A 24,826-nucleotide genomic window follows, 5' to 3' on the forward strand; every position below is an offset into this window, starting at 1 on the left:
GTGGCATCAGGTCAAACACGGTAGCAGTGTACCCGCCTGGTGGCGGGTAACTGAAGTGACTTTAAACATACAAGGGGCGGGGTGAGGGCGCAAAAAATCAGCGCGGGATCTGCTGGGTAATGCAGTGAATATTCCCCCCGCCGAGCAGGATTTCGCGTGCCGGAACGCCGGTAATCAACAGGCCGGGGAACATCTGCTGGAACAGGACTTCAGCCTGCGCGTCGGTTGCCGGATCCAGTAACGGGAAAATAATATGATCGTTGCTGATCAGGTAATTAACGTAGGATCCTGCCAGACGGTTTCCCTCATGACGCGCGATCGCATTGCCTTTTTCCACGCCGCTGGTCTCATCTGCGCTGGCGTACAGTGCCGGAGGGGACGGCATTTTCCACACTTTAAGCTTCCGTCCCTGGGCATCCGGGGTATTCTCCAGAACCTCCAGGGCGGCAACGGAACGGGCGTACTGCGGATCGTTCTCGTCGTCGGTCCAGTGCAGCGCCACTTCACCAGGACGGACAAAGCAACACATGTTGTCGATATGGCCATCCGTCTCATCGTTAAAGACCCCATCCGGCAGCCAGATAAAGCTCTTCACGCCAAGATAATCCCGTAGCTGTTGCTCAATTTCCGCTTTGGACAGATGCGGGTTGCGGTTTGGATTGAGCAGACATTCCGCGGTGGTCAGCAACGTACCCTCGCCATCGACATGAATCGAACCGCCTTCCAGAATCAGGCTGGTGTCGTAGCACGGCATGTTGTGGTAGCGGGCAACCTGGCCTGCCACCTGCTGGTCTTTGTCCCAGCTGTCGTACAGACCGCCAAGCAATCCGCCCCAGGCGTTAAACGTCCAGCTAACGGCACGTTGTTCACCCGCCGCATTACTGACCACGGTCGGGCCGGTGTCGCGCATCCAGGCATCGTCGCTCTCCATCTCAATCAGCGTGACGCTGGCTGGCATGGTTTTGCGCGCTTTTTCCATTTCGGCCGCAGGTACCGCCATAATGACCGGCGTTTTGCGGGAAATGGCGTCGGCTACGGCGGCAAAGGCCTGCTGCGCAGGTTGACCATTGTCGCGCCAGTTATCAGTACGATATGGCCAGCACATCCAGACAGCCTGGTGCGATGCCCATTCTGCAGGCATGAAAAAACCATCCTGACGCGGTGTAGTAAGCTGCGGCATTATTTACTCCTCTCATTGCCGTCGGGCGTAGCGATAACGCCTTAATGCAACCCGAACTATCCAGGGGACAAACACTAGTGTGTTTCTTTTACGTGGTGATGACTATAGCAACGTCTGATGTTATGCATAAAATGTATTGTTTTCATAAAACCATGAACAGGATACATAATCGTGATTGATCTCAATTTGCTGCGCCTGGTGCCCATTCTGGCGAAAGAGAAAAACGTCACCCGGGCAGCGCGCAAAGCCAATATCACCCAGTCGGCTTTCAGTCACGCGCTCAGCCGCCTGCGTGAGCAGCTCAATGATGAGATGTTTGTCCGCACCCGCAATGGTATGGAGCCCACACCCTACGCGGCCTCGATGATCCCGGTGATTGAAAATGCCCTGAGTAAACTGGATTCGGCCACGCGCGGGAAGGGTCAGTTCGACCCGGCGCAGGATCCGCACACTTTTTATATAGGCGCTGTGGATTACTTTGAATTTATGTATATGCCAGCGCTCACGGCAAAGTTCAAAACCCTGGCCCCGAATGTGCGACTGTCGGTAGATATTCTTTCTGAAACCATCAAATTTGAGCGGGTAGAGCGCGGGCAACTGGATGCGTTTATCGGCGTCGATAATCTGCAATATATTCCGCAGTATTTTAATAAGCACCCGCTAATTTCCGACCACTATGTGGCGATTGCCTCAGTCGAACGTCGCGATCTGCCCGAACAACTGACTCTCGGACACCTGGTCACGGAAGCGCAAATTCATCTACCGGCAGTGAGCTCCGGGGCGGACCATATTGACAGCTGGCTGCTGTCGCAGCATCTGTATCGTCCGTTGACCACCGTGGTCCAGAGTTACGCCGTTGGCGGCCGCGTGGCGGTGGCGTCCGGCTATCTGATGTGCGTGCCTTACCGTATTGCCAAAGAGCTGGCAATGATGATGCCGCTGCGCATTATGCAATTACCGCCGGGTGCGCCGTCGTATGACTTGATCCTGCTAACGCACCGCTTATTTGATTATCAGTCGGCGTTGCAGTGGTTAATTAATGAACTTAAGACGGCGCAGATTGATGGGCAGTAATTACGCACTCTGCGCCAGCTCATCGGGCAACTGGCCATCGCGGTTAAATGCCTGATGGACAAAACGGCGCAGCAGATCCGTCGCTTCTGGTGATGGCTGCACGCCAGACAGCAGGGCCTGCGGGTCAAAACCTTCAGATGCCAGCGCGTCTTGCCGCTGATGGATCATGTCAGAGGCCAGCTCCGGCGTAAATTCCGGGTGAAACTGGGTTGACATCGCATGGGGTCCGTAGCGGACAATCTGATGCGGATCGTGCGCCGACGAGGCCAGCCCCAGCGCGCCCTCCGGCAGCCGGGTGACGGTTTGCATATGGGTCAGATGCGCAGGAAACTCATGCGGCAGCGTACTGAGCAGTAAATCGTTACTGGCATGGGGATGCAGCCGGATAGCCTGACTGCCCACTTCCCGCCCCTCGGGGTGCCACTCAACTTCGCCCCCTAACGCATGCGCCATCAGCTGGTGCCCGTAGCAGACGCCAAACAGCGACATGCCGATGGCCATCGCGTGACGGATCCACTCGGCGGTGGCCTCGCTCCAGGGGAGTCGGTCGGTCACCATCGCCCAGGAGCCGGTTATCACCGCAACACGGTTAGCATCCGGCGGCGGTAGCGGTTCGCCTTCGAAGACTCTGACAACTTCCGTTTGTTCAAGAGGGTGCTCAATAGCACGACAAAACCAGGATGGAATATCGCCATGGGCGTTACGGATGGACTCTGAAGGTAAACCCACTTGCAGGATAATTAACGGACGCTCTGCCATGACAACAATTCTCTTCTTTTACGGAACATCTGTTCAACTATGCGCTGAAAAATAGGTGTCGTGAAGGTGTTCAGGGCATTTTTTCGCCGCTTATATTGCGGGATGGCGCGTACAGCATCATTACCCGGCAACTTCAGGGGCGAAAAAACAGGTTAACCTCGTATGACGTCATCGATTGACGTCATTATAAGTGGTGGCTAAAATATCGTCACAAAGGGATTTTGTGGACAGATAAAAATGATAAATATCAAGTAGTTAAGCTCGCATCATAGAAAGACATTTGATGATGTTATGGCTGAGCCGCCGAAGTCCGGTATCAAATGGGATGATGTTGTCGCGCTCATCAAAGCTATTGGTGGCACGATTAAAAATAACAATGGTTCAAGACGTAAGTTCCAGATTGGCTCGACGAAATACAGTACGCATGAGCCACATCCCAAAAACGTTATGGACAAGGGTGCGGTTGCAGGGCTTAAAGAGTGGTTTGTTAATAGTGTTGGGGTGGAATATGAATAAAGCATCAAACATCATTGATATTAAAGGTCAGCCGGCTTCCATAACCTTTGAGGCTGATATCAATGCATTTCGCGGGAAGTTCCTGAATGTAAATGGGTATTGCGATTTTGTGGCGACAAGTATCGAGGCGTTATTACGCGAAGGTGAAAATGCGCTTGAGGAGTGGCTTGTGGATTGCAAAGAAGATGGTATTGCTCCATTCCGCGAGGAAGAAGAACAAAAAAGATTAACGCTCCGTGTGCCAATGCGTATTGATTCCCGCCTGACGCTTGTGGCTAAGCAGCACGCCGTTTCTAAAAATCAGCTTATTGTGAATATCTTAGAACGCGAATTTGCCTTTATAAGCTAGCAGGATCCCGAAAATGCGCCGGGCTGGTAGTGACAGGCAGCGCGCTATTTGTGGTCTGACAGATGATTTCATCGCCGCGCGCAACAGAATCACTGTGCCGTCAGGCGTTATCACCTGACGGCGGGAGCATTAGCGCAACAATCCGCAGGCCTTTTCAATCCGCTGGCAGGCGGACTCCAGCAGGCTATCTTCCACGGCATAGGCAATACGCAAATAGCCCGGCGTGCCAAAGGCGGAGCCGTGCAGCACCGCAACCTGAGTCTGCGTGAGCAGCCAGTTCGCCAGTGCTTTATCGTCGCTCAGTGTTTCACCTTCGGGCGTTACCCGGCCAATAAGCTGCTGACAGTTAGCGAAAATATAGAACGCGCCCTCTGGCGTATTGGCGCTCAGACCTTCGGTGGCCGCAATCATCGCAAGCACCCGCTGACGACGTTTATCCAGCGTCTGCAACCAGCCATCAAAGAACGTTGCCGGATGATTCAGGGCCACGACCGCCGCAGCCTGCGAGATGCTGCTGGGGTTAGAGGTACTTTGTGATTGCAGGATCTGCATGGCGGAAATAAGCCACTGCGGGCCGCCTGCATAGCCCAGTCGCCAGCCGGTCATGGCATGGCTTTTCGACACTCCATTCACCGTTAATGTGCGCGAGAACAGATGTGGCGCAGCCTGCGCGAAGGTCGTGAAGGATACGCCGTCGTAACGCAGCGGCTCATAAATATCGTCGGCCATCACCAGCACCTGCGGATAATCCGCCAGCACGGCGGCCAGGGCCTGTAACTCCTGCTCACTGTAAATTGCCCCGGTGGGGTTGCCTGGGGAGTTGAGGATCACCCAGCGCATCGCCGGGGTGAGGGCGGCAGCCAGATTTTCCGGGGTCAGCTTCCAGCCGTTTTGTTCTTCGCAGGGCACAATCACCGGCTCGCCGTCCGCCAGCGCAACCATATCCGGGTAAGAGACCCAGTACGGGGCGGGAATAATCACCTGCTGACCGGCATCAAGAGTGGCGAGGAAGGCATTAAAAATAAGCTGTTTGGCCCCGCTCCCGGCGATAATTTCTTCCGGGCGATAGCGTAGCTGGTTATCGCGGGCGAATTTGGCGGCAATCGCCGACTTCAGTGCCGCAGTGCCAGCGACCGCGGTATATTTGGTCTGCTGCTGCACAATGGCCGCGATGGCCGCATAGCTGATATGGGCGGGAGTGGCGAAATCCAGCTCCCCTTCACCGAGGTTAATTACCTGCTTGCCAGCGGCTTCAAGCGCCCGTACCTGGTCGGAAATGGCCGCCGTCGGCGAAGGGCGTACCGATTGCATACGACGGGCAGTTTGACTGTTATTCATAAATCCTCTTTTGTATCTAATGAATCAATTAATACAATTAAGTACCCAACATCAGCAGGAAAATTGCCGTGTCACCGATCTTTATTCTCGATAACGCTTCTGTTCCCGCCCGCTTTGGCATTACCGCCAGCGTGTGGGCCAATCGTCTGGGCTTGCCCTTATGGAGCCTGCGCCCTGAATTTTCGGGTGATGTGCCCGACAGCCATCAGCACGTCTCCCGTGCCGGTTATTGCGTTACCAGCGGTCTCTGGCGCAGCGACACCCTGTGCGAAGAGGTGCGGGATGTTGCGCATCTTCCTGATGCTGACGCGGTTATCGTCCTGAGCGAATCTGATGTGCCGCTTATTGCCACGCTTATCGGCCAGCGCCTCTACAGTGACGAGCGCGACGGCGGACTGACGCTGCGCGACGGCACCCAAACCCTGCTCCATCTGACGACCGACCGCTATGGCCGCTGGCTTACGTCGCCCGCTACGCCTGCGGGCGCGGTATTACGCATTGGCCTTGTTGGTCGCGAGGCCGACCACCGGCTGGTCTATCCCGCCACCCTGGGCTCGCTGGGCGATGCCGCTGCGGCGCTGGGCTTCGACCTTGAGGTCCACTTCCTGCCGCCCGCCGAATTATCTGCCGGGCTGCACGAGCTGGACTCCCTTCACGGCGTGGTGCTGCCTGGCGGGTCATCCATGGCGGCGGTCACCGGGCAAATCCGCATCGCGCAGGAGACCTTTGCCCGCGGGCTTCCCACGCTTGGCCTGTGTCTTGGCATGCAGAGCATGATGACCGCCGCCGTGCGCCAGAGCGCGGGCTTTGAACAGGCGATACTTGCGGAAGTGGCCCCGGACGCCGTGCAGCACAGCTTTGTTGCCTTTGCCGATGGCTTCCATCGCTGCGGCGTACTGCCGTTTACCTCCTCCGCCGCGCTACCCGCTGGCAGCGAGGCGATCGGCGAAATGCACTACAACCATCGGTACCGATTTAACCCGCAATTCTTACCCCAGCTTGCCGCCAGCGGCGTGCGGGTTAGCGCGCAGACCGGCGATATCGTTGAGGCTGTCTCGTTACCTGAACATCCCTTCTGGCACGGTGTTCAGGGGCATCCGGAACTGATGTCCCGCCCGGATGCGCCCCATCCGCTGTTTACCGCTTTTTTACTCAAAGCGCTTAGCGCACCAGAGTAACGCCGCTGCGCGGATCGCTGGCGAGTGCCTGCATCACGCGGGTTAACTCGGCCAGCGCCGCTTCTGAGACAGGTTTTAACGGTTCACGTACCTGGCCGCCGTTAAAACCACGCAGCGCCATTGCCGCTTTGACCAGCTGCGGCTGCCCGTGTTTACGCGCCAGCGCCCGGTAGTCATACCAAATCTGGTGCAGGTCACGCGCCGTGGCGGCATCACCCTGTTCCACGGCGCGGAAGGTGTTAATGATCAGTTCCGGCAATGCGCCGCTGTTGGTGGTGCTGATCCCGTCGAAGCCCGCCATCATTGGCCCAAGGAAGGCCAGATCCGAGGCGCAGAACAGGCGCAGACGTCCACGCAGGCGGTTGGCAATCTGGTCGATGGCGGTAGGATTGAGATCCCCCTGTTTGATGCCGACCACATTCGGAATATCCGCCAGCTCATCGAGCAGCGCCGGGGAGAGGGTGATACCGATGCCTGGCGCGTTGTACACCAGGATCCCGGTTTTGGATAACGGGGCCATTTCTTTGAAATAGCTGATAATTTGCGCGTCGGTAATTTCGCTGACGAAGGGTGCTGTGACCATCGGCAGGCCGCCAAGATCGCTGGCAAGAATGGTCAGTTCGCGGGCATCGCGCGGGTCGGAGCTGGCGCTGCACAGCATCACCGGAATGCGGTCGCCGACACAGGCCATCACTTCATGGAACAGCTCGCGGCGCTCGGCCACCGTCATCACCGGAAACTCACCGTAGGTGCCGCCAATCAGCAGGCCGTCATAACCTAATCCGATGACGCGCTCGATATTTTCCCGCAGGGCCGGAAAATCAATCGCCCCCTCGGCGTCGAAAGGGGTGACGGTGATATTGAAGATGCCCCGCAGGCGTTCACGACATTCGTTAAAATCTTTCATTTTTCTTCCTTACAGCAATGTTAATGGGCGAGCCAGGCTACCAAGCTGGCGATATCCGGTTTCTGTCACCACCACGGTTTCACTGACGCCGACGGTGAATTCACCGTAGATGCGCAGGGCAGGTGGGATATGGAAAGTCATACCGGGTTGAAGTTCGGTGGTGACACCGCTGTACAGGCTCAGGATGCCGCCTTCGCCCCAGTCCGGCGCAAAAGAGACGCCGATGGAGTAGCCGGTGCGTTTTTTGAAGTTTTCCGTGAACCCGGCGCGGTCGATCACCTTCTGGCAGGCCAGGTGCGGCGCTTCGCAGGTGGCGCCTGGACGAATGGCATCCAGCGACGCCTGCAGCGCTTCCTGGCAGACTTTTTCCATCTCCAGGGCGATAGCCGGTGGGCGACCGAGCCAGGCCGAACGCATCAGCGCCGCGTGGTAGCGGTCGTGGGCGGCGGACATCTCCAGAAACACCGGGTCGTTATCCTGCATCACCCGACGTCGCCAGGTGCCGTGCGGCACGCCGCTGCGTGGTCCGGTGGAGACCAGCGGCTCCATACCGACGTACTCCGATCCGGCGGCAATAGCCGCGCCCATCATGGCGGAGACCAGCGCATTCTCGTCTGCGCCGCTGCGAATGGCCGCCATCCCGGCGCGCATACCCGCATCGACATAACGGGCGGCGGTGGCGATTTTTTCCACTTCCGCTGCCGATTTCACCGCCCGCAATGGCTCGATAACGCCAGCGGTATCGGCAATTACGCCGAGTTTCGACTGCAGCAGTTCATAGACGGCGATCGGCAGGAACCAGCCGCGCTTGTCCAGTCCGATACGTTTGTTGAGCCAGCCGCGCTGTTGCAGCATGCCCACCAGGAAATCCACCGGGTTATCGCCGTCCTGATAGATGGCGGCGTCGGAAATAAAGGTGTTGGCGATAAAGTTAAAATATTCGAGCTGGCGAATTACAAACACCGGATCCCCTTCTACCGGCAGCAACAGCGCCTGAAAGGTGTAATAGCCGGGTGTTTGCTGACCGGTAAGCCAGAAGATGTTTTCCGGCCCGGTGACAATCATTACGTCCACACCCGCCTGACTTAAGCGCTCGCGGGTGCGCCGAATGCGCTGTGCATATTCATCGGCGCTGAACGCCGACTCACTGCCCTGAATCACGTTGTTAACATCTTGCATTACTAAACTCCTGAAGGAAGGTGGCCTGGGCTACATCAAACTGCACGCCCAGACCGGGAGAGTCATTGACGGTCACCAGGCCGCGCTGGTATTCCAGCCCGCTGACCGGGTCGTCGGTTAAACCATCTGCGCCGTACAGTTCGGCAAAATCGGGTTGCACCACGCGGCAAAGCTGTAAGGCGGCGGCGGTGGCGGCGTGGCCTTCATTCATCTGGCCGACCATAAAGGGCACGCTGGCCGCCTGGAGACGACGGGCGGCGGCAAGCGTCGGTGCGATGCCGCCGAGTTTCACCAGCTTCAGATGACCCCACAGGGCGCCTTTGGCGGCGACTAAACGGCTGATGGCAGCCTCACTGTTCAGGCTTTCATCGAGCATCAGCGGGATGCCGTAGTCGTAGAGTTCCGGCAGCTTTTCGTCGTCCGCCGGGCTTAAGGGTTGCTCGATATAGCTCAGGGCCAGCTCACGCAGGTGCGGGAAGGCCGCATGCGCCTGGGCGACCGACCACTGGCCGTTAACGTCAATCGCCAGCTTGATTTGCGCGCCAAAGCGCTGACGCAAATCCTGTAAGCGGGCCAGATCGGTGGCGAAATCCGCCACGCCGGTGCGCAGTTTTAATTGCGTAAAGCCTCTGTCCACATAGCGTTCGGCCTGAGCAAGCATCTGCGCTTCGCTTCCCCAGAACAGCGTCTGGTTGGTCGGCCAGGCCGCAGGGCTGTTTGTTACTCCCAGCCAGGCGGCAAGGCTTTGATTTTGCTGGCGAGCCAGCAGATCGTGCAGCGCCATATCCAGCGCCATGCGCGAGGGCGACAGCAGGGAGTAATCCGCGGCATGCACGGCGGATAACAGCGTTTTTGCGTCCTGCTGCCAGTCCCAGGCGCCGAGCATCTCACGCAGGTTATCCAGCACCTGACTTTCGCTGTAGCCATGCAGATAGCCAATGTTGAGCCGTACTTCGCCGATGCCCGTAACGCCCTCGTCTTCCAGCTGGAGCCAGAGGGTGTCCAGCGCGTTGACGGCGCCGGATGCGGCGGTGTGCAGGGTCACGCCCGCGTAGTGCAGGTCGCCACGCCAGAGTCGGGCTTTCACGAGGCAGACTCCGCTGACAGCATGGCCAGCGCGATATCAATGTAGATATGCGCCGCAGCGATAAACTCATCGACAGGGACAAATTCGTCCGGTTTATGCGCCACCGCCAGCGAGCCAGGGCCAATCACCACCCCTTTGGCGCCCAGCGCGCGGAAATGCACCAGGTCGCAGCCGCCCTGGAAACCGAAGGGACCGGGCTCGCTCTGACCGTGGCGGCGGCAGGCCACCAGGCTTTGTTCGACAATGGCTTCACTGCTGTCGGTCTGGGTTGCACCGCCGGTGGTGGGCTGCCAGGCGATAATCTCCGCTTCAACGCCAGCATGAGCATGGGCGTGGTCGAGCAACTGTTGCAGCTCAGCTTTGACCGCCTCTTCGTCTTCCCCTGGCACCATGCGACGATCGAGCAGCAGTTCGCAGCTATCCGGCACCACGTTATCGGCATGGCCGCCGTGAATGCGGGTCACCGTCAGGCTGGCGTTCCCCACCAGATCATGGCAGCGGCAGCGCACCTGCTGGTGGTGGGCTTCTTCAATCAGCCCCAGCAGACGCGCGGACTGATAAATGGCGTTCACCCCCAGCTCCGGGGTGCCGGAATGGGCGGTAACCCCTTTCACCCGCACGCGCGGACGCAGGCTGCCTTTGTGGGCCGAGAAGGTGGCGTTTGAGGTGGGTTCGCCAATCACCGCAAAATCAATCGCCGGTGGGTTATCCCGCACATAGTATTTCGCCCCTTCGCTGGCGACCTCTTCATCGGCGGTGAACACGCCCATCAGGGTTCCGGACCAGGTTTCAGGCTGGCTGGCGAGCTGGCGCAGGGCTTCAATTATCGCCACCATCGGGCCTTTGGCATCGCAGGAGCCGCGACCATATAAACGCCCGTCCCGCTCAGTGAGGGTGAAAGGGTCACTGCTCCAGCCGGTTCCTGCCGGAACGGTGTCGATATGGATGTTGAACGCAAAGCACGGGCCCGGGCCGTTGCTCAGGACCGCAATGACGTTGGTGCGACCTGGCGCATACTCGCTGAATGAAAGGTCGAATCCGGCGCTCATCAGCCAGTCAGCCAGGCATTCGGCCGCTTCACGCTCCTGGCCCGGCGGGTTTTCGGTATTGATAGCCACCAGCTTCGCTAAATCTTTCTTCATGCGGGCGCTGTCGACCTGATACGTAGACATAGATAACTCCGGGATTAATGTAATATTTGGGTCAGGAAGCGCTGGGCGCGTTCGCTGACATTGCCGGCGAAGAAATCCGTGGTGTTGGCACGGTCGATAATCTCGCCCTCTTCCATAAACAGGATCTTGTTGGCGGCCCGCCGGGCGAAGCCCATCTCATGGGTCACCACCATGCTGGTCATCCCTTCCGCACTCAGTTCCGCCATTACCTCCAGCACTTCGCGGATCATCTCCGGGTCCAGCGCCGAGGTCGGCTCGTCGTAAAGCATCAATTCAGGCTTCATCGCCAGCGCCCGGGCAATCGCCACGCGCTGCTGCTGGCCGCCGGAAAGTTCATCGGGGAAGTGGTCGGCGCGTTCGTTGATCCTCACCTTTGCCAGCAGGGTGTCGGCCAGCTTGCGGGCATCGATGCGGTTCATTCCCAGCACCGTCATCGGGGCCAGCATGATGTTTTCTGCCGCCGTCAGATGGGAAAACAGCTCGTAGTTCTGGAACACCATGCCAATGCGCTGACGCAACTGATGCGGGGGAACTTCGCCCCGGCTGATGTGCTGGTTGGCAAAAAACACATCGCCGCTGTCGGCAGGCGAGAGCAGATTGACGCAGCGCAGCAGGGTGGATTTGCCGGAGCCGGACGGCCCAATCAGCACCACGGTCTCCCCTTTTGGCACCTCAAGAGAGCAGTTTTTCAGCACGGTCTGGCGGCCAAAGGTCTTATCAATGCCGATCATCTCCAGCAGCGGTTTCTGGCTCATGGTGCCTCCCGGGCGGTTTTCGGTAATTTAAACAGGCGGGCAAGCCGCTTCTGGCTCTTGCTGCGGCGTTGTTTCGGGTCCAGCACGCTTTCAAGCCACGACTGGAAAATCATGAACAGGCTGGTGAGCAGCAGGTAATAGATGCCCGCCGCGCACAGCGCTTCGAAGTAGCGGAAGCTGGCGCTGGCGGTCTGGTTGGCGACCAGCAGCAGTTCCTGTACGGCGATAACTGAGACCAGCGCGCTGGATTTGAGCATGCTGATCATCTGGTTGCCCATTGGCGGCAGAACGATGCGCGCCGCCTGCGGCAACACAATCTTGCGCATGATCTGGCCGTTGGTCATGCCCAGCGCCATACCGGCGGTGCGTTGCCCGCTTTTGACCGCCTGCAGGCCGGAGCGCAGGATTTCCGCCATATAGGCGCCTTCGTTAAGGGAAAGCGCCAGCACTGCACAGGTAAACGCGGAGAAGCGTAAGCCGAAGCCAGGCAGCACGTTGTAGACAAAGATTATCTGGAACAGCACCGGCGTCCCGCGAAACAGCCACAGGTAGAAAAAGGCCAGCGCTTTTCCGGCGCGAAACGGTGCTTCTTGCAGCAACGCCAGCACCAGACCCAGTACCACGCCACACAACAGTGAGCAGAGGGTAATCAGCAGCGTCATCCATGCACCCTGAATAAACTCGGGTGAGAGGAAGTACTGCCACATTAGTTCGATCGACATAGCTTTCTCCGGTTAAGGGTAAAACGGTTTAGAAAATGGCAACGGAGTCAGGGAAGTTCCATTTCTCAATCAGTTGCTTATAGGTGCCGTTTTTCACCAGACCCTGGAGGCCTTTCTCCAGCAGGGCATGGGTGGCGGTATCGCCTTTACGCACCGCAAACGCGATATGGGTGTCGGCTTCAAACTCCGCGCCCACCGCTTCGAACACGCCGGCTTTCTCGGTTAACAGAGCAACTGTCCCTGGGGTTGAGAGGAACTCGGCATCCGCACGGCCCTGAGAGACCGCCACCGCTGAGTCCGTTGCCGCCGGGAAGGTCATCACGTTAATGGCCGGTTTTTTGGCATCCAGGCAGCGCTGGTTGTCAGCCCGGGCCTGGCTCTCTTCGATCCCGCCCAGGGTCACGGCGATGTTTTTGCCGCACAGGGACAGATCACGCCCGGTGATGCCTTCCGGATTGCCTTTGCGCACCACCACGCGGCTGCCAATTTTCAGGTAAGGCACAAAGTCCACCTGGGCGGCGCGCGCCGGGTTGACGTACATGGCGGAGTTAATGATGTCGATGCGTTTACCTTGCAGCGCGGGGATAAGCCCCTTGAACTCCATGGGCATCGGGGCGGGCGTCAGGTTGATTTCCTTGCTGAGGGCATCAATCAGCTCGATGTCGAAGCCGGTGAGCTTGCCCGCTTTGACGAACTCAAACGGCATAAAGGTGGCGGCAGTGCCGTAGGTAAGCTTGCCTGGAGCGACGGTTTCGATCGCTGCCTGGCTTGCCAGTGGAAATACGGTCAGCGCGAACATCAACGTACGCACGTGGCGAAACAGTAAAGATTTGCTGGACATAGTCGTCTCCTGGTTAAGGTCTAAATTGGATTTAGTGACTCAATAAATACAATCATGTTTGTGAAAAAAATGTCTCATCCTGGTGCGCCTTGCACGTTATCCGTGCAGTCCTTGCTTTATTTTGCTGCGTTTTGTTGCCCGTGCTATTGTATCTTTCGACCACAATAATGCATTTCAGGGAACTCTTTCCATGCAGCCTGACTCCACTGCGAGCAGTCGCCGGATAGCCCGGCAAATCCTTGACCTGATATCTGAAGCAAGATTCGATCCAGGTCATCATTTACGTGAACAACATCTGGCCGACGCGCTGGGTGTTTCGCGTACGCCGGTACGCGCCGGACTGAAAGAGCTGACCCGGATGGGGGCGGTGGAAGCCCGGCCCAATCAGGGCTTTTTCCTGCTAAAGCGCAGTGATGAACTGGAGCTGCTGGAGATTGAGCAATCGAAGAGCAACGACCAGAAGCTGTACGAGCAGCTGGTGCACGATCGTATTGCCGGAGTGCTGCCGGAATCCTTTACCCAGACGGAAATCAGCCAGCGTTACGATGTCGATCGCGGCGTACTGACGCGCACGTTGGTGAAGCTGTCGGAAGATGGTCTGATCGCCCGTAATGCCGGGCATGGCTGGCGTTTTCTGCAAACGCTGAATTCGGACGTCGCCCTGCGCAACAGCTACGGCTTTCGCCTGATGATTGAACCCACCGCGCTGCTGACCCCGAATCTGCATGTCGACAGGCAGATGCTTAAACGCCTGCGGGCCCAGCATCTGCGCCTGATTACCCACCCGGATATTACGCTGGTGCCGGCAAAAGAGATTTTCGAAACCGATGCCGCCTTCCACGAGTTACTGGCGGAGGCCAGCGGCAACCTGTTTGTGTTGCAGGCCATTCAGCAGCAAAACCGCCTGCGTCGTTTGCTGGAGTTTGGCAGCTACCATAACAAGCGCCGGGTAAAAGAGTGGTGCGAAGAGCATGTGGCGATCATCGATGCCCTGCGGGAAAGTAAGCAAAATTTAGCCGCAGAGTTAATGAAAAAACATCTTCAGTACGCCTTTGACCAGGTAAATGTTAAAAACGGCCACGCATAACTGGTATCGTTCTTGCACATATTGCTCCTGAAAATACAATCAGGAGTGTTTATGGATTTTAAGATACAACAACGTGTGGCGCTGGTGTGCGGCGCCGGAAGCGGCCTCGGGCAAGCCATTGCGCTGTCGCTGGCGCAGGAAGGGGTCAAAGTGGCGGTCACTGGCCGCAACCCGGAAAAACTGGCCCGCACCGTGGCGCTTATTAGGCAGCAGGGCGGGGAAGCTCACGCCTGGGGGCTGGACCTGGCGCAGCCGGAACAGTTTGATGAGGTGATCGGCGCAATTCGCCAGCACTGGGGCGATATCGATATTCTGGTCAATAACTCCGGCGGCCCGCCGCCAGCGCAGGCTGCGGGTACAGATGCTGCCGTCTGGCAGCAGCAATTCTCGCTGATGGTGGCTTCGCTTATCCAGCTTACCGACAAACTGCTGCCCGCCATGCGCAGCCGTGGCTGGGGACGGATTATCACCACCACCTCCTCCGGCGTGGTTGCCCCCATTCCTAACCTCGCACTGTCGAATGCGCTGCGTATGAGCCTGCTTGGCTGGTCAAAAACCCTCGCCAGCGAAGTGGCCGCCGATGGCGTCACGGTGAATGTGATGGTGCCGGGGCGCATCGCCACCGCCCGCGTTGGCGAACTGGACGCGATTAAAGCGAAACGGGAAAACAGCAGCGCCGAAGCGGTTGCCGAGAAAAGCCGCCAGACCATTCCCGCAGGCCGCTACGGCGAGCCGCAGGAGTACGGCGCCACCGCCGCGTTTCTGGCAAGCCAGCCCGCCAGCTACATTACCGGGGCGGTTATCCGGGTCGACGGCGGGTTAATTGGTTCGATTTAGCTGCGCCTGAAAGACAAAACGCCTGATAACGTTTATCAGGCGTTTTACTGAATCAGTGTTTTTAATCCAGGCACTGGTGCATACATTCAATGAAGACTTTCATTGCGGGGCTGACGGTTCGGCTGGCGTGGTAAGCACAAAGCGCCGTAATTGATAGCGGTTCTCTGGAGAAGGGTAACTCTTTCAGCTCACCGGATTCGAGCTCGCGTAATACGCTGAAACGCGGCAGAAACGAAATGCCGAGATTACTGGCCACACACTTTTTGATGCTCTCAATACTCCAGAGCTCAATTGTGCTTTCAAACGTTATCTTTCTTTCCCGAAGTGTGGACTCAAAAATTTGCCGGAATACACACTGAGGCTCATTGATGATAAAGCTGACGGGAATATGTTGTTCCCGCTTCGTGAAATCAACATGCTCAAGTTGCGCAGAGGCAACCAGAACCAGTTCCTGCAACCCGAAGTATTCCATATGTAACGCATCATCATTCCCGACGCGATAAAAGACCCCCAGATCCGTATGGTCGGCCAGCAGAGAATCACGAATGGCATAGCAGTTGACCGACTGAAGAGACAAACGCACTTTTGGCGCTTTTGACCTGAACAGCCTGAGCACGTCCGGCATCTTATATGCCAGCAACGTTTCCCCTACCATGACCCGCAGATCCCCGGCAACCTCTTCATCACTCGATGAGATCTGGCGGATCCCGTCCAGCACACGCGTCAGCTCTCTTACCCTGGGCAACAAGAGTTTTCCGGCGGGCGTCAGCGCCATACGGCGGCCTACTTTTTCGAAAACCGGATAGGCCAGTTCCTGCTCCAGCTGCTGTATCTGAAAAGTCACGGTCGACTGGGTACAGCACAGCTTACGCGCGGCCTGCGCGAATGAACCTTCCTCGACAACCGTTTTAAAAGTAATGAAGCGACGCAGATCCATAAAGCCTCTTAAAACATCGAATTATTGAAACTCTGACATTCAAAATATTCGCTTTTTTGAATGTTTACGGGTGGCTAATATGCGGCAGGAACAAGGAGAGAACAAGTGACATCAACCATTATCAGCGGCTTTTTAACCTACACGCTCATTACCGCATTGACCCCCGGACCTAACAATATCCTGGCGCTTAGCTCAGTAAATCAATATGGCTTTCGTCGTAGTACCCGCGTTCTGCTGGGGATGAGCTTAGGTTTTCTGGTTCTTATGCTTGTCTGCGGAGCCTTTACCTTCACATTGATTAACGTTCTGCCGGCCGTTACCCGCTGGCTGGTTTGGGTCGGGGCGGCATATATCCTCTGGCTTGCATGGCGAATTGCCACCAGTTCGCCTGTAACATCAGATGCAGACGGGCGTCCCCTCAGTTTTTGGGTCAGTTTCTGGCTCCAGTTTGCCAACGTTAAGATCATTCTTTACGGCATCACGGCGTTATCTGCATTTGTTTTACCGCATACGCAGGATATTTTTTGGGTCACTGTCGTCAGCATTCTGCTGGCGGTGATTGGATGCGTGGGTAATCTGCTCTGGGCGCTGGCGGGGCATCTGTTTCAGTCGCTTTTTCGCAAGCATGGCCGGAGCGTTAATCTGGTTCTGGCGCTGCTACTTGTTTACTGCGCTGTGCGGATGTTTTTCTGAGTAGTACGAAGGCCAGAATATTTCTGGCCTGATAGGGTATTTCTGTTGCGTGACTCAGCCCGGAAAGGATTAGCGCATCGTCACAAACTCTTCTGCCGCCGTTGGGTGAATAGCGACGGTATTATCAAAGTCCTTCTTGGTGGCGCCCATTTTCAGCGCTACCGCAAAGCCTTGCAGGATCTCATCCATACCGAAACCGATGCCGTGAATGCCGACAATCTTCTCTTCCGGGCCGACGCAGACTAACTTCATTCGGCACGGCTGGCGGTGAGAGGTGACGGCGGTATACATGGCGGTAAAGGACGATTTATAGACCTTCACCATTTCGTCGCCGTACTGCTCACGCGCCTGAGGTTCGGTTAAACCGACGGTGCCAATCGGCGGGTGAGTAAACACCACGGTCGGGATATTGCTGTAATCCAGATGCTCATCCGGCTTGTTGTTAAACAGGCGTTCGGAGAGGCGACGGCCTGCCGCTACCGCCACCGGGGTCAGCTCAACGGCGCCGGTGTTATCACCGACGGCGTAAATGCCAGAAACTGACGTGTTCTGGTATTTATCGACGACGATAAACCCTTTTTCGTCGGTTTTTACTCCGGTAACCGCCAGATTGAAATTGTCATTCGCGGGTTCGCGACCAATGGCCCAAATCAGGCAGTCCACGATCTGCGAACGCCCGTCATCCAGCTCCAGCGTCAGGCTGCCATCGGCGTTTTTAACCACTGCTTTGGGAATGGCTTCTTTGTGCAGCGTCGGGCCCTCGGCGGCCATAATTTCCACCAGGGTTTCGCTAATCATCGGGTCAAAGCTGCGCAGCGGCGAGTGCTTGCGCACAAACAGATGGGTTTGCGCGCCCAGGCCGTTAATCACCCCCGCCAGTTCGACGGCGATATAGCCTGCGCCCACCACCGCAACACGTTCTGGCAGCGCCGGTAATTCAAAGAAGCCATCGGAGTCGATGCCGTATTCCGCACCCGGAATTTTCGGGTGGCTCGGGCGGCCGCCGGTGGCGATCAGGATATGATCGGCGGTGATCGTCTCGCCATTGACCTCGACGGTCTTCGCGTCGACAAAGCGGGCGAAACCACGAATGACATCAACGTTATTCTTACCCAGCACGTTGTCGTAGGAGGTATGGATACGGTCGATATAGGCCGTGCGGCTGGCAACCAGCTTCGCCCAGTCGAAATGGTTAATGGTGGCGTCAAAACCGTAATCCGGGCCGTACATGTGGATGGCTTCGCGAATTTGCGCCGCGTGCCACATCACTTTTTTCGGCACACAACCCACGTTCACGCAGGTACCGCCGAGTTCTTTGGCTTCAATCAGCGCGCATTTCTGGCCATACATGGCCGCACGGTTGATGGAGGCGATCCCGCCGCTGCCGCCGCCGATGGCGATATAGTCGTAGTGTTTGCTCATGGCCTGTACCTTAATCCCAAACGAGGTTGAAAAGTGTCGCGATTGTAGCGCGCAGCGGGGAAGGTTCCCTCAATTACTGCGATTACTCGGGTACTATCCAGTTTACGAGAGTATGCCCGGTTCCGCCCGGCACCAGTGTACGGTGCAGCCACGGCAGTACGTTATTCATCTGTGCTTCTAACTTCCACGGCGGGTTAATAACGATCATCCCGGAAGCGGTCATCCCGCGCTGGTCGCTGTCCGGGCGTACCGCCAGCTCAATTTGCAGGATTTTGCGAATACCGGTGGCTTCCAGATCTTTAATCATGCGCTTGATTTGCGCGCGCAGAACCACCGGATACCACAGGGCGTAAGTGCCGGTGGCAAAACGTTTGTAGCCTTCATGAATACCGGCGACCACCGCCTGGTAATCGGATTTCAGCTCATAGGGCGGGTCAATCAGCACCATGCCGCGACGGGAAACCGGCGGCAGTTTGGCTTTCAGCTGCTGGTAGCCGTCGGCACGCTCAACGCGGGTACGTTCGTCTTTCTGGAACTCCTGGCGCAGCAGCGGGAAGTCGCTCGGGTGCAGCTCGGTGAGGAACAGGCTGTCCTGCTCACGCAGCAGCTGGCGGGCAATCAGCGGCGAGCCAGGATAGTAGCGCAGGGTCTCGTTACGGTTGAAGTGGCGCAGTACGCCCATGTACGGCTCCAGTTCGGCAGGTAAATCGTCCTGCTGCCAGATACGCGCAACACCTTCCAGATACTCTCCGGTCCGCTCGGCGTGTTCACCGGATAACTGATAACGCCCCGCGCCCGCATGGGTATCCAGGTAGATAAAGGGCTTATCTTTTTCTTTGAGCGATTCGATGATCAGGCTCTGAACGGTGTGTTTTAAAACGTCGGCGTGGTTGCCAGCGTGAAAGCTGTGGCGATAACTGAGCATGGAGGCAGAGATTCCAGAATATGAACGAGATTGCGCACAGTTTACCGTAGATTGCGCCTAATTACCGTTGCCGATGCGCTTGTTTCAACCCTCTGAGAAGCGTTTCAAAATTTATCTGTGTCACAAAAGCGTCAAATGCGAGGGATAGCGTCAGGTTCAGGCAAGGTAATCGTTTGAATAAAAGGATAAAAAATGAAAATCCGTATGACGCTGTTAACCGCCTCTCTGCTGCTCGCAGGGCAAGCGATGGCAAAAGATGTACCGCTGATGGCTGCGCGGGACATCGCCAACACCACCACCCCTGCCTCCGCCAGTCAGTCGTTTAATGGCCTGGAGGCGCAGGCGCTCTCATCCCTGCGTGAATCGCTGAAAGCGGGCGGTTCATCCATCGAACGTAAGCATCTGGAAAAAGCGGCGCAAAGCAGCACCCAGGCCGATAGCGCATGGCTGAAGGCCAGCGGCTATGACTTCAGGGTCAAAGAGAACCAGAGGGCGGGTATCGAACTGCTTTCCGGGTTCAGCAAACTGCCCGCGCCGGTGCTGGATCTTAACCTGAAGACCGTGGAGGCGATTAACCTGAACGCCACTGAGAGCCTGCGTCATCAGGCGCTGGCCGACGCCGAAGGTATCAGCTATCTCTATTTTCTCTCTGATGCCTTAGGTCCGCGTCTGGGCAAGGCCTTTATCGCCGCTTATGACAAAGGCGAGCTAAATAAAGCGGCTGCGCTTATTAAAGCCACCGAAATCAGCACCGGCGAGGCGAAAAAACACTTTAACTACAAACGTCCCTTCCTGATTGAGGGCAACAGCATTCACCAGGTGCCGGACGATGTGGTGGTGAAAGACAACAAACCCTATGCAGCGGACGGCGGCTCCTTCCCGAGCGGTCACACCAATACCGGTTACACCGATTCTCTGCTGATGGCCCAGATGCTCCCTGAGCGTTTTGATTCGCTTGTCGAACGTGGCGCCCGTTATGGTTACTCCCGTATTGTGCTCGGCGTGCACTATCCGCTGGACGTGATGGGTTCAAGGATGGTCGCGCAGCGTAACGTGGCGCATTACCTCAATGACCCGGCGTACCGTAAGTTATTTAACGACGCGCGCGACCAGCTGCGTACTGCGCTGGAGAAAGAGTGCGGGACGACCCTGGCAGAATGTGCGAAGACTCAGGGCAAAGGCGACCCGTATCGCGACCCGGCGATGAAAGAGTTCTATCGCTTTACCATGACCTACGACCTGCCGCAGCAGCAAGGCAAAGCGCAGGCGGTGAAGGTGCCGGAAGGGGCGGAAGTGTTGCTGGAGGCGGCGCTGCCAAATCTGTCGGCGGCGGCACGTCGTGATTTGATGGTGAAAACCGCGCTGCCTGGCGGCTACCCGCTCTCGGGTGAGACCACGGACCAGAACTTCTGGCAGCGCCTGAATCTGCCTGCGGCTTATGCGATGGCGCGCAAAGCGAAGTAAGCTTTGACAAGGGTGCTGGCGCTTGCCGGCACCGTTTTAATGTTCAGAGGCTAAAGGCGTTCAGTTCACGCACGCGGGCTGCGGGGCTGGCGCGTTTAACCGCATCGAGGAAATCGGCAAAATCGGTATTAAACAGGCTGTAGTTGTGGCGAAATCGCGCCTGCTTCATCTGCCCGTCGGCAGCATAAGTGACTATCCAGAAAGAGCGGTTATTCACTTTGATGCTGTCCCGCTCGACGCGGGTAATCGCGCTCAGCGGCACGGATTTTTTTACATCTATCTGAATCTCATAAAAATGTTCTTCATCGAAGTAATAATCAGTCGCTAGCAGCTGACCACCTTTGCCAGGGCGGAAGGTCTTGGTGGTGAGCGAAATTCTGCGTAAGCCCTTATGTTGTTCGGCGCCCTTTTTTCGCCGCTGCCACTTCGGGAAAATGAGCATCAGCCCGATAAGCGCCAGCAGCGGTAGCATCGCCATGGTGAAGTTCAGCATAGGGTCTCCTTGTGACCGTCATGATGAGTATACGCACTCGCGAGTTTTCTTATCAGCCTGATTCCATACCAGAAAGCATACCGGATGGGTAATACGCATTGCAGCGATAAGTGGTTCAACGCAACGCCTGCCATTGAAATCCTCTACACTTAACCCCATGCTACAACGTTATGCAGAGCGCCGGATCGTGCGCTTTATTCACTTTCTTAAACAGGACAGGACTGCGCATATGACCAACCCATTGTTGTCGCCTTTCGAATTACCGCCTTTTTCCAAAATCCTGCCTGAGCATGTCGTCCCTGCCGTCACCAAAGCGCTGGACGATTGCCGCAGCGCGGTGGAAAGCGTGGTCGCGCAAAGCGGGCCTTTTACCTGGGAAAATCTCTGCCAGCCGCTGGCAGAAGTTGACGATCGCATGGGCCGCCTTTTCTCCCCGGTGAGCCACCTGAATTCCGTACAAAACAGCCCGGAGCTCCGTGAAGCTTACGAGCAAACCCTGCCGCTGTTGTCCGAGTACAGCACCTGGGTTGGCCAGCATGAAGGGTTGTACAACGCTTACCGTGACCTGCGTGATGGCGACCACTACGCCACATTGTCTACCGCACAGAAGAAATCGGTGGATAACGCCCTGCGTGATTTTGAGCTGTCCGGGATTGGTCTGGATAAAGAGAAACAGCAGCGCTACGGTGAAATCGCCGCGCGTCTGTCCGAACTGGGCAATCAGTACAGCAATAACGTGCTGGATGCGACCATGGGCTGGAGCAAACTGATTGCCGACGAAGCCGAGCTTTCAGGTATGCCGGAAAGCGCGCTGGCCGCTGCGAAAGCCCAGGCCGAAGCCAAAGAACAGCAGGGTTATCTGCTGACCCTGGATATCCCAAGCTACCTGCCGGTGCTCACCTACTGCGACAATCAGCCGCTGCGTGAAGAGATGTACCGCGCCTACAGCACGCGCGCCTCTGACCAGGGCCCGAATGCGGGTAAATGGGACAACAGCCCGGTAATGGCAGAGATCCTTGCCCTGCGTCATGAGCTGGCGCAACTGCTTGGCTTTGAAAGCTACGCCTTTAAATCGCTGGCCACCAAGATGGCGGAAAATCCGTCGCAGGTGCTCGACTTCCTCGGCGATCTGGCCAAACGCGCCCGCCCGCAGGGGCAGAGAGAGCTGGCGCAACTGCGCGCTTTCGCCAAAAAAGAGTTCGGCGTCGACGACCTGCAACCCTGGGATATCGCTTACTACAGCGAAAAACAGAAACAGCATCTGTACAGCATCAGCGATGAGCAGCTGCGCCCGTACTTCCCGGAAAACAAAGCGGTGAGCGGCCTGTTCGAAGTGGTAAAACGCATTTACGGTATCACCGCCAAAGAGCGCACCGATATTGACGTCTGGCATCCGGAAGTGCGCTTCTTCGAGCTGTATGACGAGAGCAACGAACTGCGCGGCAGCTTCTACCTTGACCTTTATGCCCGCGAGCACAAACGCGGCGGCGCATGGATGGACGACTGCGTTGGGCAGATGCGTCTGGCCGACGGCTCCCTGCAAAAACCGGTGGCGTATCTCACCTGTAACTTCAACCGTCCGGTCAACGGCAAACCAGCCCTCTTTACCCATGACGAAGTTATCACCCTGTTCCATGAGTTCGGTCACGGCCTGCACCATATGCTGACCCGCATCGAAACCCCAGGGGTTGCCGGTATTAGCGGTGTGCCATGGGATGCCGTCGAGCTGCCGAGCCAGTTTATGGAAAACTGGTGCTGGAAGCCGGATGCGCTGGCGTTTATCTCCGGTCACTTTGAAACCGGCGAGCCGCTACCGCAGGATCTGCTGGATAAAATGCTGGAAGCCAAAAACTACCAGGCGGCGCTGTTTATCCTGCGTCAGCTGGAGTTCGGCCTGTTCGACTTCCGTCTGCATGCGGAGTTTAACCCGCAGCAGGGGGCGAAAATCCTCGATACCCTGTTTGAGATTAAAGAGCAGGTTGCAGTGATGCAAAGCCCGTCCTGGGGCCGCTTCCCGCATGCGTTCAGCCATATCTTTGCCGGTGGTTATGCGGCGGGTTACTACAGCTACCTGTGGGCCGATGTGCTGGCGGCAGACGCTTACTCACGCTTTGAAGAAGAAGGCATTTTCAACCGCGAAACCGGTCAGTCGTTCCTCGACAACATCCTGACCCGTGGGGGTTCCGAAGAGCCAATGGAGCTGTTCAAACGCTTCCGTGGCCGTGAGCCGCAGCTGGATGCGATGCTGGAGCATTATGGTATCGAAGGCTGATTGTTAGTGAAAATCTGTTTAATCGATGAAACAGGCGCCGGAGACGGCGCCTTATCTGTTCTGGCCTCCCGCTGGGGACTGGAACATGACGACGAGAATCTGATGGCGTTGGTGCTCACACCGTCCCGTCTTGAACTGCGTAAGCGCGATGAGCCGAAGCTTGGCGGCATTTTCGTGGATTTTGTCGACGGGGCGATGGCGCACCGGCGCAAGTTTGGCGGCGGTCGCGGCGAAGCGGTCGCCAAAGCGGTAGGCGTTAAAGGCAGCTATCTGCCGGACGTGGTGGATGCCACCGCAGGGTTAGGTCGTGATGCTTTTGTGCTGGCGTCGGTGGGCTGCCGGGTGCGGATGTTAGAGCGTAATCCGGTGGTCGCGGCGTTGCTGGATGATGGCCTGGCGCGCGGCTATGCCGACCCGGAAATTGGCGGCTGGTTGCAGGAGCGCTTGCAGCTAATTCACGCCTCCAGCCTGACCGGGCTTGCGGATATCTCGCCGCGCCCGCAGGTGGTTTATCTGGATCCGATGTTTCCCCATAAGCAGAAAAGCGCGCTGGTCAAAAAAGAGATGCGCGTCTTCCAGTCGCTGGTGGGGCCGGATTTAGACGCCGATGGTTTGCTGGAGCCTGCACGCAGGCTGGCGACTAAGCGGGTGGTGGTCAAGCGCCCGGACTACGCGCCGCCGCTGGCCGATGTGGCGACGACCAATGCGGTGACCACCAAGGGCCACCGTTTTGATATTTATGCCGGGACGCCGGAGGAGAGTGCGGTCTGATGCCCTCTCCCTGAACCTCTACCACGGGGAGAGGGGACTGTCTGGTTTTCTCCCTCTCCCTTGGGAGAGGGCGGGGTGAGGGGAAATTCTGGCACCTTAGTTAACAAAACGCCCGCATTATGGGGTCAGTCCATTAGCGGGCGTTGTCACTCTGGTCAGCGGAATACCAGATTAATCTTCTTCGTCATCCTTCAACGGAACAATCAGCATATCGACGTGGACGGTGTTAATCAGCTGGCGAGCTGAAGACATCAGCTTGCTCCAGAAGTCCTGATGATGACCACACACCACCAAATCCATATCGTATTTTTTGATGGCGTCTACCAGCACCTGACCAAGATCGCCACTGCCGCTCAGGGTTTCAGTGATCGGATAGCCTGCGTTAGTGGACAGGTCAGTCAGCGCCTGATGCGTCTCGTCGGAGATACGTTTTTGCATATCGCCAAGATTCACGTCGATAAGGCCAGTATAAAGATCGGAATAGTTAACATCGACATGAATCAGGGATACTTTCGCATTGTAGGGACGCGCCATTGAGACTGCTTTCTCAACCAGCAATTTACTTTCTGGTGAGAGGTCTACCGCGATGAGTATGTGTTTGTAAGCCATAATGTTACTCCTTCCATAAGTTGTCGATGACCACAGGGTCGACCCCCATGATGCAGTGGCACTCCCCACGTCCTGCGCACAACCTTTGCGGGTAGTACCCGGCCTTAAGGATCTCATTGTAGAGGATATTTCTACCTTATAACGCTATATACATGTCGTCAATGCACCAGGATCACGAATCACTTAAGGAAGGTGCGATTTAATCGGTGGGGTTCAGTGGAGTCCTTATCTGTATTAGCCTTACCTTAGCTGAGCTGTA

Annotated in this window: 25 protein-coding genes; 10 read left to right on the top strand and 15 right to left on the bottom strand. The window is 56.9% G+C overall.

Features of this window, described 5'->3' with window-relative positions:
• Positions 1–97: 97 nt before the first annotated feature.
• Positions 98–1,180 carry an agmatine deiminase gene (aguA, locus tag ACSZO4_RS15855; RefSeq protein ID WP_437889990.1) on the bottom strand — a complete coding sequence of 361 codons (1,083 nt, stop codon included), beginning with the start codon at positions 1,178–1,180 and terminating at the stop codon, positions 98–100.
• Positions 1,181–1,351: 171 nt separating this feature from the next.
• On the opposite strand from aguA, the gene ACSZO4_RS15860 reads away from it, so the two are divergent.
• Complete coding sequence (locus tag ACSZO4_RS15860; protein ID WP_437889991.1) at positions 1,352–2,254, top strand: LysR family transcriptional regulator; 903 nt, start codon at positions 1,352–1,354, stop codon at positions 2,252–2,254.
• Here the strand turns inward: ACSZO4_RS15860 and ACSZO4_RS15865 are convergent, their stop codons facing one another.
• Entirely contained in the window at positions 2,255–3,013 is a 759-nt protein-coding gene (locus ACSZO4_RS15865; protein WP_437889992.1) for a glutamine amidotransferase, read from the bottom strand.
• A 291-nt stretch (positions 3,014–3,304) separates the two neighbouring features.
• On the opposite strand from ACSZO4_RS15865, the gene ACSZO4_RS15870 reads away from it, so the two are divergent.
• Both ACSZO4_RS15870 and ACSZO4_RS15875 read left to right on the top strand, forming a co-directional pair.
• The gene (locus ACSZO4_RS15870) at positions 3,305–3,529 is read left to right on the top strand and encodes a type II toxin-antitoxin system HicA family toxin (protein ID WP_437889993.1); all 225 of its coding nucleotides are present in this window, start codon (positions 3,305–3,307) and stop codon (positions 3,527–3,529) included.
• Positions 3,522–3,878: a type II toxin-antitoxin system HicB family antitoxin gene (locus ACSZO4_RS15875; protein WP_437889994.1), complete on the top strand. Its 357-nt coding sequence runs from the start codon at positions 3,522–3,524 to the stop codon at positions 3,876–3,878. Before ACSZO4_RS15870 ends, ACSZO4_RS15875 begins: the two co-directional genes overlap by 8 nt.
• Positions 3,879–4,007: 129 nt before the next feature.
• Here ACSZO4_RS15875 and ACSZO4_RS15880 read toward each other — a convergent pair whose 3' ends face one another.
• Positions 4,008–5,216, bottom strand: a complete 1,209-nt coding sequence (locus tag ACSZO4_RS15880) for a pyridoxal phosphate-dependent aminotransferase (protein WP_437889995.1) — start codon at positions 5,214–5,216, stop codon at positions 4,008–4,010.
• Between the two features lie 68 nt (positions 5,217–5,284).
• Between ACSZO4_RS15880 and ACSZO4_RS15885 the strand changes: the two genes are divergently transcribed.
• The gene (locus tag ACSZO4_RS15885; protein ID WP_437889996.1) at positions 5,285–6,394 is read left to right on the top strand and encodes a glutamine amidotransferase-related protein; all 1,110 of its coding nucleotides are present in this window, start codon (positions 5,285–5,287) and stop codon (positions 6,392–6,394) included.
• Here ACSZO4_RS15885 and ACSZO4_RS15890 read toward each other — a convergent pair.
• The 7 genes from ACSZO4_RS15890 to ACSZO4_RS15920 are packed head-to-tail and all read right to left on the bottom strand — an operon-like array spanning position 6,378 to position 13,057.
• Entirely contained in the window at positions 6,378–7,301 is a 924-nt protein-coding gene (locus tag ACSZO4_RS15890; RefSeq protein ID WP_437889997.1) for a dihydrodipicolinate synthase family protein, read from the bottom strand. The two genes, ACSZO4_RS15885 and ACSZO4_RS15890, sit on opposite strands and share 17 nt — an antisense overlap.
• Before the next feature lie 9 nt (positions 7,302–7,310).
• Complete coding sequence (locus ACSZO4_RS15895; RefSeq protein WP_437889998.1) at positions 7,311–8,480, bottom strand: M24 family metallopeptidase; 1,170 nt, start codon at positions 8,478–8,480, stop codon at positions 7,311–7,313.
• A complete protein-coding gene (locus ACSZO4_RS15900) occupies positions 8,467–9,567 on the bottom strand; it encodes a mandelate racemase/muconate lactonizing enzyme family protein (protein ID WP_437889999.1) in 1,101 nt (366 codons plus the stop codon). Before ACSZO4_RS15900 ends, ACSZO4_RS15895 begins: the two co-directional genes overlap by 14 nt.
• Positions 9,564–10,739, bottom strand: a complete 1,176-nt coding sequence (locus ACSZO4_RS15905; protein WP_437890000.1) for a M20 family metallopeptidase — start codon at positions 10,737–10,739, stop codon at positions 9,564–9,566. Before ACSZO4_RS15905 ends, ACSZO4_RS15900 begins: the two co-directional genes overlap by 4 nt.
• 14 nt (positions 10,740–10,753) lie before the next feature.
• Positions 10,754–11,494 carry an amino acid ABC transporter ATP-binding protein gene (locus tag ACSZO4_RS15910; protein WP_437890001.1) on the bottom strand — a complete coding sequence of 247 codons (741 nt, stop codon included), beginning with the start codon at positions 11,492–11,494 and terminating at the stop codon, positions 10,754–10,756.
• Positions 11,491–12,216 (bottom strand): amino acid ABC transporter permease, encoded by a 726-nt coding sequence (locus ACSZO4_RS15915; RefSeq protein ID WP_437890002.1) that lies wholly within the window; start codon positions 12,214–12,216, stop codon positions 11,491–11,493. Before ACSZO4_RS15915 ends, ACSZO4_RS15910 begins: the two co-directional genes overlap by 4 nt.
• A gap of 28 nt (positions 12,217–12,244) precedes the next feature.
• Complete coding sequence (locus tag ACSZO4_RS15920) at positions 12,245–13,057, bottom strand: ABC transporter substrate-binding protein (RefSeq protein WP_437890003.1); 813 nt, start codon at positions 13,055–13,057, stop codon at positions 12,245–12,247.
• Between the two features lie 190 nt (positions 13,058–13,247).
• On the opposite strand from ACSZO4_RS15920, the gene ACSZO4_RS15925 reads away from it, so the two are divergent.
• Positions 13,248–14,144 (top strand): GntR family transcriptional regulator, encoded by an 897-nt coding sequence (locus ACSZO4_RS15925; protein ID WP_437890004.1) that lies wholly within the window; start codon positions 13,248–13,250, stop codon positions 14,142–14,144.
• A 51-nt stretch (positions 14,145–14,195) separates the two neighbouring features.
• Positions 14,196–14,981: an SDR family oxidoreductase gene (locus tag ACSZO4_RS15930; protein ID WP_437890005.1), complete on the top strand. Its 786-nt coding sequence runs from the start codon at positions 14,196–14,198 to the stop codon at positions 14,979–14,981.
• 61 nt (positions 14,982–15,042) lie between these two features.
• On the opposite strand, the gene ACSZO4_RS15935 is transcribed toward ACSZO4_RS15930, so the two are convergent.
• On the bottom strand, positions 15,043–15,918 hold the full coding sequence (locus tag ACSZO4_RS15935) for a LysR family transcriptional regulator (protein WP_437890006.1): 876 nt from the start codon (positions 15,916–15,918) through the stop codon (positions 15,043–15,045).
• Between the two features lie 105 nt (positions 15,919–16,023).
• Here ACSZO4_RS15935 and eamB point away from each other — a divergent pair, with 105 nt between their 5' ends.
• Positions 16,024–16,611 (top strand): cysteine/O-acetylserine transporter, encoded by a 588-nt coding sequence (gene eamB / locus ACSZO4_RS15940; protein ID WP_437890007.1) that lies wholly within the window; start codon positions 16,024–16,026, stop codon positions 16,609–16,611.
• A 69-nt stretch (positions 16,612–16,680) separates the two neighbouring features.
• Here eamB and gorA read toward each other — a convergent pair whose 3' ends face one another.
• Entirely contained in the window at positions 16,681–18,033 is a 1,353-nt protein-coding gene (gene gorA / locus ACSZO4_RS15945) for a glutathione-disulfide reductase (protein ID WP_437890008.1), read from the bottom strand.
• Positions 18,034–18,115: 82 nt separating this feature from the next.
• Positions 18,116–18,958, bottom strand: a complete 843-nt coding sequence (locus ACSZO4_RS15950; protein ID WP_437890009.1) for a 23S rRNA (adenine(2030)-N(6))-methyltransferase RlmJ — start codon at positions 18,956–18,958, stop codon at positions 18,116–18,118.
• Positions 18,959–19,150: 192 nt separating this feature from the next.
• Between ACSZO4_RS15950 and ACSZO4_RS15955 the strand changes: the two genes are divergently transcribed.
• On the top strand, positions 19,151–20,422 hold the full coding sequence (locus ACSZO4_RS15955) for an acid phosphatase (RefSeq protein WP_437890010.1): 1,272 nt from the start codon (positions 19,151–19,153) through the stop codon (positions 20,420–20,422).
• 43 nt (positions 20,423–20,465) lie between these two features.
• Here the strand turns inward: ACSZO4_RS15955 and ACSZO4_RS15960 are convergent, their stop codons facing one another.
• Positions 20,466–20,915, bottom strand: a complete 450-nt coding sequence (locus tag ACSZO4_RS15960) for a hypothetical protein (protein ID WP_437890011.1) — start codon at positions 20,913–20,915, stop codon at positions 20,466–20,468.
• 229 nt (positions 20,916–21,144) lie between these two features.
• Between ACSZO4_RS15960 and prlC the strand changes: the two genes are divergently transcribed.
• On the top strand, positions 21,145–23,187 hold the full coding sequence (gene prlC / locus ACSZO4_RS15965; protein ID WP_437890012.1) for an oligopeptidase A: 2,043 nt from the start codon (positions 21,145–21,147) through the stop codon (positions 23,185–23,187).
• Between the two features lie 6 nt (positions 23,188–23,193).
• Positions 23,194–23,958 (top strand): 16S rRNA (guanine(1516)-N(2))-methyltransferase RsmJ, encoded by a 765-nt coding sequence (gene rsmJ / locus ACSZO4_RS15970; protein WP_437890013.1) that lies wholly within the window; start codon positions 23,194–23,196, stop codon positions 23,956–23,958.
• A 171-nt stretch (positions 23,959–24,129) separates the two neighbouring features.
• Here rsmJ and uspA read toward each other — a convergent pair whose 3' ends face one another.
• Positions 24,130–24,567 carry a universal stress protein UspA gene (gene uspA / locus ACSZO4_RS15975; protein ID WP_437890014.1) on the bottom strand — a complete coding sequence of 146 codons (438 nt, stop codon included), beginning with the start codon at positions 24,565–24,567 and terminating at the stop codon, positions 24,130–24,132.
• Positions 24,568–24,826: the final 259 nt, after the last annotated feature.

Source organism: Phytobacter sp. V91, from assembly GCF_965644225.1.
GTDB lineage: Bacteria > Pseudomonadota > Gammaproteobacteria > Enterobacterales > Enterobacteriaceae > CBFFRJ01.